Source organism: Variovorax gossypii (assembly GCF_003965815.1).
GTDB classification, from domain to species: Bacteria; Pseudomonadota; Gammaproteobacteria; order Burkholderiales; family Burkholderiaceae_C; genus Variovorax; species Variovorax gossypii.
Genome location: NZ_RXOE01000001.1, coordinates 1 through 15,985, shown reverse-complemented (window position 1 = coordinate 15,985; position 15,985 = coordinate 1). Strand labels below are relative to the sequence as shown.

The window sequence follows — 15,985 nt, the reverse complement described above, 5'->3', positions numbered from 1 at the left end:
CCGCATGCCGAAGTTCTTCATCGACCGCCCGGTCTTCGCCTGGGTCGTCGCCATCCTGATCTCGCTGGTCGGCGCCATCGCCGTGAGCCGGCTTGGCATCGCCTCGTACCCCAACGTCGCGCCGCCGCAGATCACGGTGACAGCCACCTATCCCGGCGCCAGCGCCGAGACGATGGAAACCACCGTCACGCAGGTGATCGAGCAGCAGCTCATCGGCCTGGACAACCTGCTGTACTTCAGTTCCACCTCGCGAGCCAACGGCACCGCCACCATCACGCTGAGCTTCGCCACCGGCACCAACCCCGACACCGCCGCGGTGCAGGTGCAGAACAAGGTGCAGCTGGCGCAGCCGCTGCTGCCCTCGCAGGTCACGCAGCAGGGCGTGGTGGTGGCCAAGGCGAGCCCGGACATCCTGATGTTCATGCAGCTCATCTCGGACGATCCGACGATCGACTCGGGCCGGCTCAACGACATCATCGCCTCGCGTATCCTGCCGGTGATCGCGCGCATCGACGGCGTGGGCAGCACCATCACGCCGGGCTCCGAATACGCGATGCGGCTGTGGCTCAACCCCGACAAGCTCCAGGCCTACGGCCTCTCCGCCAGCCAGGTGCTCACCGCGGTGCAGGCGCAGAACGCGCAGTTCGGCGCGGGCTCGCTCGGCGCCGATCCGGCAGCGCCGGGACAGGAGGTGACCGCCACCGCGGCGGCCGACACCCTCTTCACCTCGCCCCAGCAGTTCCGCGACATCATCCTGCGCGCCAACAACGACGGCACCGTGGTGCGCCTGTCCGACGTGGCGCGGGTCGAGTTCGGCCCCCAGACCTACGGCCAGCGCGCCCTGCTCGACGGCAAGCCGGCGGGCGGCCTGGGCATCAACCTCGCGCCGGGCGCCAACGCGCTGCAGGTGGGCGAGACCATCAAGAAGCAGATGGACCTGCTGGTGCGCGACCTCCCCGGCGTGCGCTGGACGGTGGCCTACGACACCACGCCCTTCATCACCGCATCGATCACCGAGGTGGTGAAGACGCTGTTCGAAGCGATCGTGCTGGTGTTTCTCGTGATGCTGGTGTTCCTGCAGAACCTGCGCGCCACGCTGATCCCCACGCTGGTGATTCCGGTGGCGCTGCTGGGCACCTTCGCCGGCATGCAGCTGCTGGGCTTCTCGCTCAACCAGCTGACGCTGTTCGGCATGGTGCTGGCCATCGGCATCGTGGTGGACGACGCCATCGTGGTGATCGAGAACGTCGAACGGCTCATGACCGAGGAAGGACTGGAGCCCCGGGAGGCCACGCGCAAGAGCATGGGGCAGATCACCGGCGCCATCGTGGCGATCACGGTGGTGCTCACCGCCGTGTTCGTGCCTTCCGCGCTGCAGCCCGGGGCCACCGGCATCATCTACGCGCAGTTCGCCTTCACCATCGCGCTGTCGATGGCCTGCTCGGCCTTCCTGGCGATGACCTTCACGCCCGCGCTGTGCGCCACGCTGCTCAAGCCCACCGACCACGCGCGCAAGAACGCCCTCTTCCGCGGCTTCGACCGCCTCTTCGACTGGGTGGCGCGCACCTACAACGGCCACGTGGGCTGGGCGCTGCGCCACGCGCCGCGCTGGATGCTGGCCTTCGTGCTGGTCACGGTGCTCACGGGCTTTCTCTACGCGCGCATGCCCACCGGCTTCGTGCCGGGCGAGGACCAGGGCTCGGTGCTGGTGTCGGTCACGCTGCCGCCCGGCGCCACGCTGGAGCGCAACGACCGCGTGATGGCGGAGATCCGCGAGCGCATCCTGAAAAGCCCGGTGGGCGCGAGCGTCGATGCGATCTTCCAGGCACAGGGCTTCGGCTTTGCAGGCAACGCGGAGAACGCCGGCACGGTCTTCGTCAAGCTCAAGCCGTGGGAGCAGCGAAGCAAGACCGCGATGGAGCTCATTCCCGAGATCACCCGCGCGCTGCGCGGCCTGCCCGACGCGCAGGCCATCGCGTTCAACCAGCCGGCCATCCGCGGCCTGAGCCAGCTCGGCGGCATCGACATGTTCCTGCAGGCGCGCGCGGGCCAGTCGCGCGCCGAACTGGCACAGGCCTCGCGCACGCTGGTGGAAAAGGCCGGCCAGAACCCGACGTTGTCGGGCATCCGGCCCAACGTGCTGCCTGACGCGCCGCAGTGGCAGATCGCGGTCGACCGCGCCCAGGCCTATGCGCTCGGGCTGACGCTGACGGACGTCTACAACGGCGTCGCGATGCTGCTGGCCCCCACCAACGTCAACCAGTTCCGCTACGACGGCCGCATCAAGCGCGTGTACATGCAGGCCGACGCGCCCTTCCGCATGGGCCCCGAGGCGCTCGACCGCGTGTACACGCCGAGCACGCTGGCGGGCAGCGCCGGCGCGATGGTGCCGCTGTCGAGCGTGGTGAAGGCCCAGTGGGGCACCGGGCCGATCGCGCTGCAGCGCTTCAACGGCAACGCGGCGGTGCAGATCGTCGGCAACCCGGCGCCCGGCACGTCCACCGGGCAGGCGATGGCCACGCTGCAGGACATCGTGCGCAACGAACTGCCGCCGGGCTTCGGCTACGACTGGAACGGCCTGTCCTACCAGGAGCAGCAGGCCGGCAACTCGGCCACGCTGCTGCTGGTGCTGTCGGTGGTAGTAGTGTTCCTGTGCCTGGCCGCGCTGTACGAGAGCTGGTCGATTCCGGTGGCGGTGCTGCTGGTGGTGCCGCTGGGCATGCTGGGCGTGATCGCCTTCTGCTGGCTGGCCGGCTTTCCGAACGACGTGTTCTTCAAGATCAGCCTGGTGACGGTGATGGGCCTGGCGGCGAAGAACGCGATCCTGATCGTGGAGTTCGCGGTCGAGGCGCAGCAGCGCGGGCTGACGCTGTACGAATCGGTGCTCGAAGCCGCGCGGCTGCGGCTGCGCCCGATCCTGATGACCTCGCTGGCCTTCATCCTCGGCGTGTTCCCGCTGATCGTCTCCAGCGGCGCGGGCGCGGTCTCGCGGCACGAGATCGGCATGGGCGTGACCGGCGGCATGCTGTTCGCGACCTTCCTCGGGCTGCTGATGATCCCGGTGTTCTACGTGGTGGTGCGGCGCGTGCTGGGCGACAAGCTCGACCAGCCCTCGCGCAAGCTGGCGAAGACAGGGGCCAAGCCGGAAACGGGGTCGATGCCCGACGACGAGGCCGCAGACGGCGTGCGCCCCTAGCCCATGCTCACCAGCTTCCTCAGCGCATCGAGCGACAGCAGCTCGATGCGCCCGTAGCCCAGCGCGACCACGCCTTCGGCCGCCAGCGCGTTGAGCTCCTTCGACAGCGTCTGGCGCGTCACGCCGAGCATCATCGCCAGCGCCTCCTGCGGCAGCTGCAGCTCGTGCCGCAGGTGCACCGACTGCGTGGCGTCGCCGCGCGCCAGCACCAGCAGCCGGTGCGCCACGCGCGCGCGCAGGCTGCGCAGCGTGGCGTCTTCCGCGAGGCCGTAGAGCATGCGCACGCGCGCCGCCAGCATCGCGGCGATGGCGTTGGAGAAAACCACCTCGCGCATCAGCTGCACGAAGGCGGCGGGCGGCACCACCAGCAGGTCGAGCGCTTCCAGCGCGGTGGCGTCGTGGGTACGCGGCGAGCCGTCGATCAGCGTGATCTCGCCGAACCAGTTGCCGGGCTCCAGCACCGCCAGGATGGCCTCGCGGCCGTCCTGCCGCAGCGAGGAGATCTTGATCGTGCCCGCCACCAGCCCGTAGAAGCCGCCGTCCGTGGCGTGGATGGGGTCGCCCTGGCGGAACACCATCGCGCCGCGCCGCACGTGGTGAAGCTCCGCCGCGGCTACCAGCGCCTCGCGCTGGGCGCGCGGCATGCTCATGAACCACGGATTGCCTTCCAGCGCGGCACGGTGCGCGGTGGAAAGGCGCGGTTTCGGGGAGGTGGCCATGAAGGAGGAATGACGAGGGAACGGGGGTTTACCAGAACCCCGCATTGTCAAATTCTTGACAGTTGATGGTCAAGCGCAGGCATACAGTGACCAGTTCCCCACAAGACAAGAACGGAGACTCCGGCGATGAACGCACGCGCAAGTTTCAAGAGCATGCAGGAAAGCACGCGCGAAGACTGGCAGCTGATCGGTGGCGAATTCATGCAGTTCGCGGGCGGCCTGCCCGCGCGCGTGATCAAGCACCTGCAGATCCTCGAGGGCGACTACGGCGGCTTCCCGGTCGACCGCTACACCCACTCGCTGCAGACCGCCACCCGCGCGCTGCGCGACGGCCGCGACGAGGAATACGTGGTGTGCGCGCTGCTGCACGACATCGGCGACACGCTCGGCAGCTTCAACCATCCCGACATCGCCGCGGCCATCCTGAAGCCCTTCGTGAGCGAGGCCAACCACTGGATGGTGCAAAACCACGGCATCTTCCAGGGCCACTACTTCTTCCACCACATCGGCCTGGACCGCGACATGCGCGACAACTTCAAGGGCCACCCGCACTACGAGCGCACGGCCGAGTTCTGCGCGCTCTACGACAACCCCGCCTTCGACCCCAAGGCCGAGACGCTGCCCATCGGCGAATTCGAGCCCATGCTGCGTCGCGTGATGGCGCAGCCGAAGCAGAGCATCTACAAGGCCGCGCTCACCGAGCCCGCGGCCGCCTGACCCCATCCGAGGACCAATCCCATGAACGCCTTCGCCCAACCCGAAATCCAGAAGCTCGTCTCCGCCGAGGAGTGGCAGCTGCGCGTCGACCTCGCCGCCTGCTACCGCCTCGTGGCGCTGCACGGCTGGAGCGACCTCGTCTTCACGCACATCAGCGCGCGCATTCCCGGCCCGGAGCATCACTTCCTGATCAACCCCTACGGCCTGATGTTCGACGAGATCACCGCGTCGAGCCTGGTCAAGGTCGACCAGCAGTGCAACAAGATCATCGACTCGCCCTACCCCGTGAACCCGGCGGGCTTCGTGATCCACAGCGCGGTGCACGCCGCGCGGGAAGACATCCAGTGCGTGCTGCACACCCACACGCGCGCCGGCATCGCCGTGAGCGCGCAGAAGAACGGCGTGCTGCCCATCAGCCAGCAGTCGACCTTCGTGCTGGCCTCGCTGGCGTACCACGACTACGAGGGCGTGGCCTTCCGAGACGACGAGAAGCCGCGCCTGCAGGCCGACATGGGCAATGCGAACTTCCTCATGTTGCGCAACCACGGCCTGCTGACCTGCGGAAAGACCATTGCCGACGCCTTCCTTTCGATGTACACCTTCGAGGCCACCTGCCAGATCCAGATCGCGGCGCAGTCGGGCGGCGGCGAACTCACGCACGTGAACCCGCGCATCGTGGAAGGCGTGGGCCAGGCCATGAAGGTGCAGACCGGCGGCATGGGCGGGCAGTTCGTCTGGCCTTCGCTCATTCGCAAGCTCGACCGCATCGACGACAGCTACAAGCAATAAGACCTTCGTCGGTCCCGGTTTCCACGGCTGCCAGCGCCTGCGCGACAGGTGCTGGCAGCCATTTTTTTACCGCATCAAAACTACAAGAGCCACCGAGGAGACAACCCAATGGACAGTACCGTCATCGTCACCCGATTCCTGTTCGGCGCGCTCGCGCTCGTGATGTTCGGGCTCGGGCTTTCGCTTTCGCTCGACGACTTCAGGCGCCTTTTCAAGCACCCCAAGGCCGTGACCATCGCGCTCGCGCTGCAGGTCATCGGCCTGCCGCTGGCGTGCTACGCGATCATCGTGGGCTTCGGGCTGTCGCCGGTGTTCGCGGTCGGGCTGATGCTGCTGGCGGCCTCGCCGGGCGGCATCTCGGCCAATCTGTTCTCGCACCTGTTCGGCGGCAACGTGGCGATGAACATCTCGCTCACTGCCGTGAACACGCTGCTGTCCATCGTCACGCTGCCGCTCATCGCGAACTGGGCCATCGGCCACTTCGCGCAGAGCGGCCAGGTGGTGCCGCTGCAGACGCGCAAGCTGGTGGAGGTGATCGCCATCGTGCTGGTGCCGGTGGCGCTGGGCATGTTCGTGGCCTCGCGCCGGCCCGGCTTCGCGGCGCGCATGGAGAAGCCGACCAAGGTCTTCAGCGGCGTGGTGCTCGCCGTGGTGACGGTTCTCGCCATCGCCAACGAGTGGAAGACCATCACGAGCACCTTCGCGCAGATCGGCATTCCCGTGCTGCTGTTCAACCTGCTGAGCCTGCTGGCGGGCTACTACCTCAGCCGCGCCGCCGGGCTCGACAAGCCTCTGGCCACCGCCATCAGCTACGAGATCGGCATCCACAACTCCACGCTGGCGATCTTCATCGCGGTGAGCGTGCTCGGCAGCTTCCCGCTGGCGCTGCCGGCAGCCATCTACTCGGTGGTGATGTACATCACCGCCCCGCTCTTCGGATGGCTGCTGTTGCGCCGGCCGGCGCCCAGTACCGCGCCTGCGCGATGATCGGCGGATGGAACTCCGGCAACTGCGCTACTTCGTCAAGGTCTGCGAGCTTCGCAGCATGGGCCGCGCAGCGGTCGAGCTGGGCGTCGTCACCTCGGCGCTGAGCCAGCAGATCAGCCGGCTCGAGGGCGAGCTCTCCACCCGGCTGCTCAAGCGCAGCTCCAGCGGCGTGGTGCCCACCGATGCCGGCGTGGCCTTTCTCCATCAGGCGCAGCTCGTGCTGCGGCATGCCGACGATGCTGTGCTCGCGGCGCAGCAGGCGCGGCTCTCGGGCCACGTGAGCGTGGGCCTGGCGCCCACCACCGCCACGGTGCTCGGCGTGCCGCTGATGCGCGCCATGCGCGAGCGCTACCCCGAGGTGCGGCTACACATGGTCGAAGCGCTCTCGGGCCATCTCACGACCATGCTGCAGGCGCGGCAGCTCGACCTGGCCGTGCTGTTCCAGACCGACACCCCGCGACGCTGGAGCGTGACGCCACTGCTGGCCGAGAAGCTCTTCGTCATCGCCTCGCCCACCCTGGCGCAGCGCCCCACCGGTGCGCGCGTGCGCCTGTCGCAGTTGGCCGACCTGCCGCTCATCTTGCCCAGCGGCAGCCACGGCCTGCGCGCCACGCTGACGGCCGCCTTCACTCGGGCACGCATCTCGCCGCGCATCGTGGCCGAGGTCGACGGCCTCGCGCTGCTGATGGACGCGGTGCGCGCCGGCCACGGCGCGACCATCCAGCCCGGCGCCGCCACCGCGCGGCACGACCGCGACGATCTGCAGCTCACGCAGATCGCCGACGCGCACGTGGGCCGCCGCAACCTGCTCGTGAGCCTGTCGGACGACGAGCTCTCCCCCGCCGCGCTGGCCACGCGCGTGGTGGTGGCAGAGACGGCGCGCGCGCTGGTGCGCGAGGGCCGCTGGGCCGGCGCCAGTCTTCTCGAAACGTGAACACCCGTTGCCCGAACCGGCCTTTCGCCTGAAGGCCGGCCTGCCTAGAGTCTCCTGATTCCAAGGAGACCCACGAGTGATTGACGTACTGGTCGTCGGAGGCGGCAATGCCGCCCTCTGCGCCGCCCTGATGGCGCGCGAGGCAGGCGCCTCGGTGCTGCTGCTCGAAGCCTCGCCCAAGGCATGGCGCGGCGGCAATTCGCAGCACACGCGCAACCTGCGCTGCATGCACGACGCCCCGCAGGACGTGCTGGTCGACGCCTACCCCGAAGAGGAATACTGGCAGGACCTGCTGAAGGTGACCGGCGGCCTCACCGACGAGCACCTCGCGCGCCTGGTGATCCGCGCCTCGTCGAACTGCCGCGACTGGATGCGCAGCCACGGCGTGCACTTCCAGCCGCCGCTGTCGGGCGCGCTGCACGTGGCGCGCACCAACGCCTTCTTCATGGGCGGCGGCAAGGCGCTGGTGAACGCCTATTTCCGCAGCGCCGAGAGGCTCGGCGTGCGGATCCGCTACGACACGCCGGTTGCCTCGGTGGAGCTCGACGGCGACCGCTTCGTCGCCGTGCGAACCGAAGCAGGCGAACGCATCGAGGCGAAGAGCTGCGTGCTGGCCGCCGGCGGCTTCGAGTCGAACCGCGAATGGCTGCGCGAGGCATGGGGGCGGAACGAGCGCGGCGAGTGGCCGGCCGACAACTTCCTGATCCGCGGCACGCGCTTCAACCAGGGCGTGCTGCTCAAGCACATGATCGAAGCGGGCGCCGACAGCATCGGCGACCCTTCGCAGGGCCACATGGTGGCCATCGACGCGCGCGCGCCGCTGTACGACGGCGGCATCTGCACGCGCATCGACTGCGTGTCGCTGGGCGTCGTGGTCAACCGCGAGGCGAAGCGCTTCTACGACGAGGGCGAGGATTTCTGGCCCAAGCGCTACGCCATCTGGGGCCGGCTGGTGGCGCAGCAGCCGGGGCAGATCGCGTGGTCGGTCATCGACCAGAAGGCGGTCGGGCGCTTCATGCCGCCGGTGTTTCCCGGCACGCAGGCGGCCACGCTCGGCGAACTGGCACGCAAGATCGGCCTCGACGAAGCCACCTTCGTGCGCACCGTGGAGGACTACAACGCCGCATGCCGCGTCGGCCGCTTCGACCACACCACGCTGGACGACTGCCGCACCGAAGACATCGCGCCCGCCAAGACGCACTGGGCGCGCCCCATCGACACCGCGCCCTTCCACGCCTACCCGCTGCGCCCCGGCATCACCTTCACCTACCTCGGGCTGAAGGTGGACGAGACGGCGGCCGTGCGCTTCGGCGGCCGCGCGAGCCCCAACCTCTTCGTGGCCGGCGAGATGATGGCCGGCAACGTGCTGGGCAAGGGCTACACGGCGGGCGTCGGCATGAGCATCGGCACGGCCTTCGGGCGCATCGCCGGCACGCAGGCGGCCAAGGCCGCGCGGGCTTCCACGAAGAACGACAAGGAGGCCGCGCTTGCAGCAACTCACTGATCTCGTCGCACGCGCCCGAGCGGATGCCGAGGGCACGCCCGCGCAGCGCGTGATTCCCATCGCCCCCGCGCTGCCGCTGAGCGCCGGCGAAGAAGAAGTCGCGCGCATCCTGCAGATCTGCAACGCCTGCCGCTACTGCGAAGGCTTCTGCGCCGTGTTCCCGGCCATGACGCGCCGGCTCGACTTCGGCAACAAGGCCGACACGCACTACCTTGCCAACCTGTGCCACAACTGCGGCGCCTGCCTGCATGCCTGCCAGTACGCGCCGCCGCACGAGCTCGCGGTGAACGTGCCGCAGGCGATGGCGCAGGTGCGCATGCAGACGTACCACGACTACGCCTGGCCGCCCGCGATGGGGGCGCTGTACCGCAAGGCCGGCCTCACGGTCGCACTGGCACTGGCGGGCGGACTCGCCCTCTTCCTGGTGCTGGCCGTGGCGATGTCGGGCTCGTTGCTGCACGAGCCGATGGCGGGCAACTTCTACGCGATCTTTCCGCACAACCTGCTCGCGCTGGTGTTCGGCGCGGTGTTCCTCTTCGTGATGTTCGCGCTGGCCATGGGCGTGCGCCGTTTCTGGCGCGATGTATCGCCTTCGCGCGACAACCCGCGCGCCGAAGTGGCAGGCGTGCGCACATCCGCCGGCGCCGAGGCCGCGCACGACGCGCTGCGCCTGAAGTACCTGGACGGCGGCCACGGCCAAGGCTGCAACAACGAGGACGACCGCTTCACCCTGTGGCGCAGGCGCTTCCATCACTTCACCTTCTACGGCTTCATGCTGTGCTTCGCCTCGACCTGCGTGGCGACGCTGTACCACTACCTGCTCGGCCTTCACGCGCCCTATGCACTCACCAGCCTGCCGGTGTTGCTGGGCACGGCAGGCGGCATCGGCCTCGTCATAGGCCCTGTCGGCCTGCTCTGGCTGAACCTGCGGCGCGACCCGGCGCACGGCGACGCCGCGCAACGCCCCATGGACCGCGGCTTCATCGCGCTGCTGCTGCTCACCAGCCTCACCGGCCTCGCGCTGCTGGCGTGGCGCGACACGCGCTTCATGGCGCTGCTGCTGGCGGTGCACCTGGGCGTGGTGATGGCGCTCTTCCTCACGCTGCCCTACGGCAAGTTCGCGCACGGCATCTTCCGCTCGGCCGCGCTGCTGAAGTTCGCCATCGAGAAAAGGCTGCCCAGCCGCCTGCAGCTTGGCGCCGACTGAAAAACAACCTCCGACGAAGGAAACACCCCCATGACACGACCCGGCGTACTCCAGATCCCCTCCATGAAGGGCCGCTGCTCCGATGCCGAGTGGCAGGCCCGCGTCGACCTCGCCGCCTGCTACCGGCTGGTGGACCTCTACGGCATGTCCGACATGATGGCCAACCACATCTCCTCGCACGTGCCGGGCGAGAAAGGCGCCTTCCTCATCAACCCCTACGGGATGATGTACGAGGAGATCACCGCCTCCTGCCTCATCAAGGTGGACCAGGACGGCAACATCCTGTCGAAGCCAGACTTCGGCGAGCTCGACTACGGCATCAACAAGGCCGGCTACGTGATCCACAGCGCCGTGCACGCCGCGCGGCCCGACGTGGCCTGCGTGATCCACACGCACAGCTGGGCGTCGATGGCGGTCTCTTCGCTCGAATGCGGCCTGCTGCCGCTCACGCAGACCGCCATGCGCTTTTTGAAGATCGGCTACCACGACTACCAGGGCGTGGTGCTGAACACCGAGGAGCAGGCCTCGCTGCTGGCCGACCTGGGCGATGGCGAGGCCGTCATCTTCCGCAACCACGGCGCGCTGGTGGTGGGCCGAAGCGTGGGCGAAGCCTTCAACTGGATGCACCGGCTGGAGCTGGCCTGCCGCGCGCAGATCGGCGCGATGTCGTGCAACTCGCCGCTCAAGGCGGTGCCGCAGCACATCCTGGAAGAGACCTGGAACAACTACCAGCCCGGCACCCGCAGGCCCTACGGGCTCATGGAATGGCCGGCGCTGCTGCGCAAGCTCGACCGCATGGACCCGGGCTTCCGCGACTGAGCCTCCCTCCATCCGCTTCAGCCAACTCCCACGAGGACGAACAACAATGACACGAGACAAGCTTTCCTTCCCTTTCCTGCGCAGGCTCTTCTGCGCCACGGCGCTGCTCGCCACCGCTGCCTGCGCAGTCGCTCAGACGCCCTACCCGAACAAGCCCGTGCGCGTGGTCGTGGCCTTCACGGCCGGCGGCACCACCGACATCCTCGCGCGCGCGGTGACGCAGCAGATGTCGGAAAAGCTCGGCCAGCCCTTCGTCATCGACAACAAGCCCGGCGGCGGCGGCAACATCGGTACCGAGTTCGTGGTGCGCGCACCGGCCGACGGCTACACGCTGATCGTCAACTCGGTCGGCCCCATGGCCGTCAACCAGACGCTCTACAAGAGCCTGCCCTACGACCCGCTCACCGACCTCGTACCGGTGGTGCAGATCGCCGACGTGCCCAACGTGCTGGTGGTCAACCCCGCCGTGCCCGCGAAGACGCTGGAGGAGTTCATCGCCTACGCCAAGGCCAACCCTGGCAAGCTGAACTACGGCTCGACCGGCATCGGAACCTCGTCGCACCTGTCGAGCTACATGCTCGGCAAGCGCGTGGGCGCGGACATGCTGCACGTTCCCTACAAGGGCGCGAACGCGCTCAACGACCTGCTCGCGGGCCGCGTGCAGTTCATGTTCGCCACCATTCCTTCCGTCATCTCGCACATCAAGGCGGGCAAGCTGCGCGCCATCGCGGTGAGCAGCCAGAAGCGCTCGCGCTCGCTGCCGGACGTGCCCACGGTCGCCGAGAAGGGCTTCGCCGATTTCTCCGCCGGCTCGTGGTTCGGCTTCTTCGCTCCCAAGGGCACGCCCGCGCCGGTGATCGCGCTGCTCAACAAGTCGGTGAACGACGCACTGCCCTCGCTCGAAGCCCAGATGATCCGCGAGGGCGCCGACCCGGTAGGCGGCACCCCGGAGCAGTTCGGCAAGTTCACGCGCCAGGAGTACGAGAAGTGGAAGGCGATCGTGCGCGAATCGGGCGCGACCGCCGAGTGAGCGCCGGATGACGAGTACCCCGCCCCTGCGCATCCTGATGAGCGCGCAAGCCGTCGCGCAGGCGGCGTCCGACCTGGGTGCCGCACTCGGCGAGCGCACGCACGTACTGGTAAACCCGGGCGACGATGCCGACGTCGCCTTCGTCTCGCGCGACGTCACCGGCCTTTCGACCAAGCACGAGGTGCTGCCGCACACGCAGGCCTTTCACGACGCGATGCGCAATGCGCCCTCGCTGCGCTGGGTGCACGCGCATTCGGCGGGCGCCGACCGGCCGGTGTACGGCGAGCTGCGCGCGCGCGGCGTGGAAGTGACGACCTCTTCCGGCGCCAATGCCGGCGTGGTGGTGCAGACCGCGCTCGCGGGCGTGCTGATGCTGGCGCGGCAGTTTCCCCAGCTGATGGCCGCGCAGCGCGCGCATGCATGGTCGCCGCTGGTAGGCAGCGGCCTGCTGCCGCGCGACCTTGCGGGGCAGACCGCCGTGATCGTCGGCTGGGGACCGATCGGGCAAGGGCTGGGCGCGCTGCTCGCGGCGCTGGGCCTGCGCGTCGTGTCCGTGCGCGGCAGCGAGACCGCGGCCGCGGCACCGGCGCACGAGAGCTTCAGCTACGAGCAGCTGCACACGGTGCTGCCGCGCGCCGACTGGCTGCTGCTGGCCTGCCCGCTGAGCGAACGCACGCGCGGCCTTGTCGATGCGGCGGCGCTCGCGCTGATGCCCGCGGGGGCGCGGCTGGTGAACGTGTCGCGCGGCGAAGTCGTCGACGAAGCGGCGCTGATCGACGCACTGCGCAACGGCGCATTGAGCGGCGCCTACCTCGACGTGTTCGCGCACGAGCCGCTGCCGGCGAGTTCGCCGCTGTGGGACCTGCCGAACGTGATCGTCACGCCCCACACCGCGGGCCATTCGGACGGCAACGAGGCGCGCGTGGCCACCATGTTTCTCGACAACCTGCGGCGCTGGGTGCGCGGCGAGCAGCTGTTGAACCGGGTGGCCTGAAGCGGTCGCCATTTATTCCTCGCGGCATGGAAATGGCCGCGCCTTGCGTTTGCAGCGAGCATTTCTTCACGCATTTCCCTGCTTTCCGCGCTTCGTCATCCTCCTCGAATCGCTCGCTCGAATAATCCGAAAAAACTATTTTCGGTCGAGCAGTCGACTATTCAGGGAGGATCTCTCGTGCCCAAGCCCATCCTGGCCGGCCGTCGCGTCACCATTGCCACGCCCATGGGCGAGGCGCTGCAATTCCACCGGCTGGTCGGCCACGAGGCGCTGAGCCGGGCCTACGCCTTCGACGTCGAACTGCTGGGCAGCAGCAACGGCATCGACCCCAAGGCCCTGCTCGGCAAGACGGCCACGGTGTCGATGCAGACCGGACACGGCGGCACGCGCCATCTCGCAGGCATCGTCACCCGCTTCGGGCTCGTGCGGGAAGACGCGCGGCACTGCTTCTACGCGATGAGGCTGCGCCCGTGGTTCTGGCTGGCCTCGAAGCGGCACGACTACAGGATCTTCCAGGACCGCAGCGTTCCCGAGATCCTGGCCGAGGTGCTCGGCCGCTACGGGCACCCCTTCGAGCAGAAGCTCACACGCAACTACAGGGCGTGGAGCTATTGCGTGCAGTACGGCGAGAGCGACTTCGATTTCGTGTCGCGCCTGTGCGAGCACGAGGGCATCTGCTACTACTTCCGGCACGAAGCCGCCCAGCACGTGCTGGTGTTCGCTGACGACATCGCCGGCTCGCACGACCCGCTGCCCGGCGGCGAGACGGTGCGCTACCACCCGCACGAGCAGTCGGGCATGACCGGCGGCGAGGAGCCGGCCGAGCGCATCTATGCCTGGGAGATGGCCGAGGACCTGCGCTCCGGCCACCACTGCACCGACGACTACGACTTCGAGAAGCCCAAGGCCGACCTGAAGAGCCGGCGCCAGATGCCGCCGGGCCACGATCACGACGGCCATGAAGTCTTCGAGTGGCCCGGCCACTACCTGCAGAACGGCGACGGCGAAATCTACGCCGGCATCCGCAACGAGGAACAGCTGAGCGCGCGCAGCCTCGTCTCCGGGCGGTCCAACCTGCGCTCGTTGGCGCCGGGCCACACGCTGCAACTTGCCGGCCATCCGCGTGACGACCAGAACCGCCAGCACCTGGTGCTCGGCGTGGCCTATCACCTGCAGGAGAACCTGCGCGCCAGCGAAGGCACGGCCGGCACATCGGGCGGCTCCATCCAGCGCTTCGCCTTCGATGCACAGCCCACCAGCTTCGCGTGGCGCCCGCCGCGCATCACGCCGAAGCCCCGCACCGGCGGTCCGCAGACGGCCGTGGTGGTCGGCCCGGCGGGCGAGGAAATCTGGACCGACCAGCATGGGCGGGTGAAGGTGCAGTTCCAGTGGGACCGCCTGGGCCAAGGTGACGAGAACTCCTCGTGCTGGCTGCGCGTGTCGCACGGCTGGGCGGGCGCGCAGTTCGGCACGGCGGCCCTGCCGCGCATCGGGCAGGAGGTGGTCGTCGATTTCCTCAACGGCAACCCCGACCGCCCGATCGTCGTGGGCCGCTTCCATAACGCCGACGAAATGCCGGCATGGAAGCTGCCCGCCCAGACTCACCTGATGGGCATCCGCAGCCGTGAACTCGGAGGCGGCCTGCGCGGCAACCACCTGGCCCTCGACGACAGCGCGAGCAAGGTGCAGGCGCAGCTCAAGAGCGACCACCAGTGCAGCAGCCTCAGCCTCGGGCACATAGGCCGCATCGAGGACACCGCCGGCCGCAAGGACGATCGCGGCCAGGGCTTCGAATTGCGTACCGACGGGCACGGTGCGCTGCGCGCCGCGCGCGGATTGCTGGTGAGCACCGAACCCCGGCCCAACGCACAGGCACACATCACCGACATGGGCGAGACCATCGCGCGGCTCACGCAGGCGCGCGACGTGCACGAAGGCATGTCGCAGGTCGCGCTGGATGCCAAGGCCCACGAGGAAAGCGATCAGAGCGAGGTCACCAGGGAACTCAAGCAGCAGAACGACGCGATCAGGGGCAAGGCCAATGGCACCACACAGGGCGAGTTCCCGGAGTTCGCCCAGCCGCACCTGACGCTCGCCAGCCCTTGCGGCATCCAGACCACCGCACAAGGCTCAAGCCATTTCGCGAGCGGCGGACACAACGCGCTCACCAGCGGCGGGCACACCAGCGTCGCCAGTGCGAAGAGCTTCCTGGTTTCGGCGAGGAACGCGGTGCGCATGTTCGCCTACAAGGCCGGCATGAAGCTGGTGGCGGGCAATGCGGACATCGACATCGCCGCGCTGAAGAACAGCATCAATGTGCTCGCGAAGATGAACATCCGGCAGGAGGCCGACCGGATCACTATCACGGCGGCCGAAGAAGTCGTGATCAACGGTGGGTCGAGCTACACCTGCTGGAATGCCTCGGGGATCGTGCACGGCACTCGGGGCACCTGGCGGGCGCATGCGACGACGCACAGCTTCGTGAAGCCCGACAGCCGCACGCCCGACAAGATGAATCGGGACGTGCAGACGCGCTTCGACCAGGAGGTCATGTTTCATCACATCGATGAAAAGGACACGCTCGCGGCGAGGCAGCGCTTCGAGCTCTTCCGCAACGGCGAGCCCAGCTCGCGGGCTGCGCCTTCCGGTGAGACGACGGGGCCGGGCCGGCAAGGCGGCGAGGTCACAAGCACCGACGGCACCACGCGGCAGCAGCGATCGGATGGCCCGGAGGTCTACAAGGTGCGATGGCTCGGGAGGACAAAGTGATGGCGGTACAGGGAGAAGAAGAGGACATCTGGCTGGACTTCAGCCTGGGTCTGGGCGGTTTCGCGGAGGTCACCGCCGTGACGACGCCGCTCGACGACAGGAGAAAGATCCGCGTGCGCGTGCCTCCGGGCAAGCTCATCCCGATCGTCTTCCTGCCCGGCATCATGGGCAGCAACCTGCGCCTGTCCCGCGAGCGGCAGGAGCTGCTCAAACGCAGCGACAACCTCTCGTGGTCGCCCGACAAGAAAGGCGATGCCTTCTCGCGGCGCAACGCAAGCGCGGCAGCCCGCCAGATGCGGCTGGACCCCGACGAGGTGGAG

General features: G+C 68.5%; 12 protein-coding genes and 1 pseudogene. 12 read left to right on the top strand and 1 reads right to left on the bottom strand.

Annotated elements, in window-relative coordinates; genetic code table 11:
- Positions 1–4: 4 nt before the first annotated feature.
- Positions 5–3,196 carry an efflux RND transporter permease subunit gene (locus EJP69_RS00065; protein WP_126468348.1) on the top strand — a complete coding sequence of 1,064 codons (3,192 nt, stop codon included), beginning with the start codon at positions 5–7 and terminating at the stop codon, positions 3,194–3,196.
- Here EJP69_RS00065 and EJP69_RS00060 read toward each other — a convergent pair.
- Positions 3,193–3,915, bottom strand: a complete 723-nt coding sequence (locus tag EJP69_RS00060) for a Crp/Fnr family transcriptional regulator (protein WP_093202886.1) — start codon at positions 3,913–3,915, stop codon at positions 3,193–3,195. The two genes, EJP69_RS00065 and EJP69_RS00060, sit on opposite strands and share 4 nt — an antisense overlap.
- 126 nt (positions 3,916–4,041) lie before the next feature.
- On the opposite strand from EJP69_RS00060, the gene EJP69_RS00055 reads away from it, so the two are divergent.
- From EJP69_RS00055 to EJP69_RS00005, 11 genes and pseudogenes are all read left to right on the top strand, one after another.
- Positions 4,042–4,632, top strand: coding sequence for an HD domain-containing protein (locus tag EJP69_RS00055; protein ID WP_093202889.1), 591 nt, complete (start codon positions 4,042–4,044; stop codon positions 4,630–4,632).
- Positions 4,633–4,653: 21 nt separating this feature from the next.
- The gene (locus EJP69_RS00050) at positions 4,654–5,421 is read left to right on the top strand and encodes a class II aldolase/adducin family protein (RefSeq protein ID WP_126468347.1); all 768 of its coding nucleotides are present in this window, start codon (positions 4,654–4,656) and stop codon (positions 5,419–5,421) included.
- 108 nt (positions 5,422–5,529) lie between these two features.
- On the top strand, positions 5,530–6,408 hold the full coding sequence (locus EJP69_RS00045; RefSeq protein ID WP_126468346.1) for a bile acid:sodium symporter family protein: 879 nt from the start codon (positions 5,530–5,532) through the stop codon (positions 6,406–6,408).
- A gap of 7 nt (positions 6,409–6,415) precedes the next feature.
- Positions 6,416–7,342: a LysR family transcriptional regulator gene (locus EJP69_RS00040; protein WP_126468345.1), complete on the top strand. Its 927-nt coding sequence runs from the start codon at positions 6,416–6,418 to the stop codon at positions 7,340–7,342.
- 76 nt (positions 7,343–7,418) lie between these two features.
- Positions 7,419–8,846 carry an FAD-dependent tricarballylate dehydrogenase TcuA gene (tcuA, locus tag EJP69_RS00035; protein WP_126468344.1) on the top strand — a complete coding sequence of 476 codons (1,428 nt, stop codon included), beginning with the start codon at positions 7,419–7,421 and terminating at the stop codon, positions 8,844–8,846.
- Positions 8,830–10,053, top strand: a complete 1,224-nt coding sequence (tcuB, locus tag EJP69_RS00030) for a tricarballylate utilization 4Fe-4S protein TcuB (protein WP_126468343.1) — start codon at positions 8,830–8,832, stop codon at positions 10,051–10,053. Before tcuA ends, tcuB begins: the two co-directional genes overlap by 17 nt.
- A gap of 30 nt (positions 10,054–10,083) precedes the next feature.
- The gene (locus tag EJP69_RS00025) at positions 10,084–10,872 is read left to right on the top strand and encodes a class II aldolase/adducin family protein (protein WP_126468342.1); all 789 of its coding nucleotides are present in this window, start codon (positions 10,084–10,086) and stop codon (positions 10,870–10,872) included.
- Between the two features lie 46 nt (positions 10,873–10,918).
- Positions 10,919–11,902 (top strand): Bug family tripartite tricarboxylate transporter substrate binding protein, encoded by a 984-nt coding sequence (locus tag EJP69_RS00020; RefSeq protein ID WP_126468341.1) that lies wholly within the window; start codon positions 10,919–10,921, stop codon positions 11,900–11,902.
- A gap of 7 nt (positions 11,903–11,909) precedes the next feature.
- Entirely contained in the window at positions 11,910–12,896 is a 987-nt protein-coding gene (locus EJP69_RS00015; protein WP_126468340.1) for a D-2-hydroxyacid dehydrogenase, read from the top strand.
- A gap of 225 nt (positions 12,897–13,121) precedes the next feature.
- Entirely contained in the window at positions 13,122–15,665 is a 2,544-nt protein-coding gene (locus EJP69_RS00010; protein ID WP_126469244.1) for a type VI secretion system Vgr family protein, read from the top strand.
- Positions 15,665–15,985: pseudogene (locus EJP69_RS00005) on the top strand (esterase/lipase family protein); the annotation flags it as partial. The gene EJP69_RS00010 and the pseudogene EJP69_RS00005, both read left to right, overlap by 1 nt.

Excerpts from the sequence above, each read along its gene's own strand:
- EJP69_RS00015 (WP_126468340.1), top strand. The coding sequence starts at position 11,910 with ATGACGAGTACCCCGCCCCTGCGCATCCTGATGAGCGCGCAAGCCGTC.
- EJP69_RS00040 (WP_126468345.1), top strand. The coding sequence starts at position 6,416 with ATGGAACTCCGGCAACTGCGCTACTTCGTCAAGGTCTGCGAGCTTCGC.
- EJP69_RS00055 (WP_093202889.1), top strand. The coding sequence starts at position 4,042 with ATGAACGCACGCGCAAGTTTCAAGAGCATGCAGGAAAGCACGCGCGAA.
- EJP69_RS00020 (WP_126468341.1), top strand. The coding sequence starts at position 10,919 with ATGACACGAGACAAGCTTTCCTTCCCTTTCCTGCGCAGGCTCTTCTGC.
- EJP69_RS00060 (WP_093202886.1), bottom strand. The coding sequence starts at position 3,915 with ATGGCCACCTCCCCGAAACCGCGCCTTTCCACCGCGCACCGTGCCGCG.
- EJP69_RS00065 (WP_126468348.1), top strand. The coding sequence starts at position 5 with ATGCCGAAGTTCTTCATCGACCGCCCGGTCTTCGCCTGGGTCGTCGCC.
- EJP69_RS00050 (WP_126468347.1), top strand. The coding sequence starts at position 4,654 with ATGAACGCCTTCGCCCAACCCGAAATCCAGAAGCTCGTCTCCGCCGAG.
- EJP69_RS00045 (WP_126468346.1), top strand. The coding sequence starts at position 5,530 with ATGGACAGTACCGTCATCGTCACCCGATTCCTGTTCGGCGCGCTCGCG.
- EJP69_RS00010 (WP_126469244.1), top strand. The coding sequence starts at position 13,122 with ATGGGCGAGGCGCTGCAATTCCACCGGCTGGTCGGCCACGAGGCGCTG.
- EJP69_RS00025 (WP_126468342.1), top strand. The coding sequence starts at position 10,084 with ATGACACGACCCGGCGTACTCCAGATCCCCTCCATGAAGGGCCGCTGC.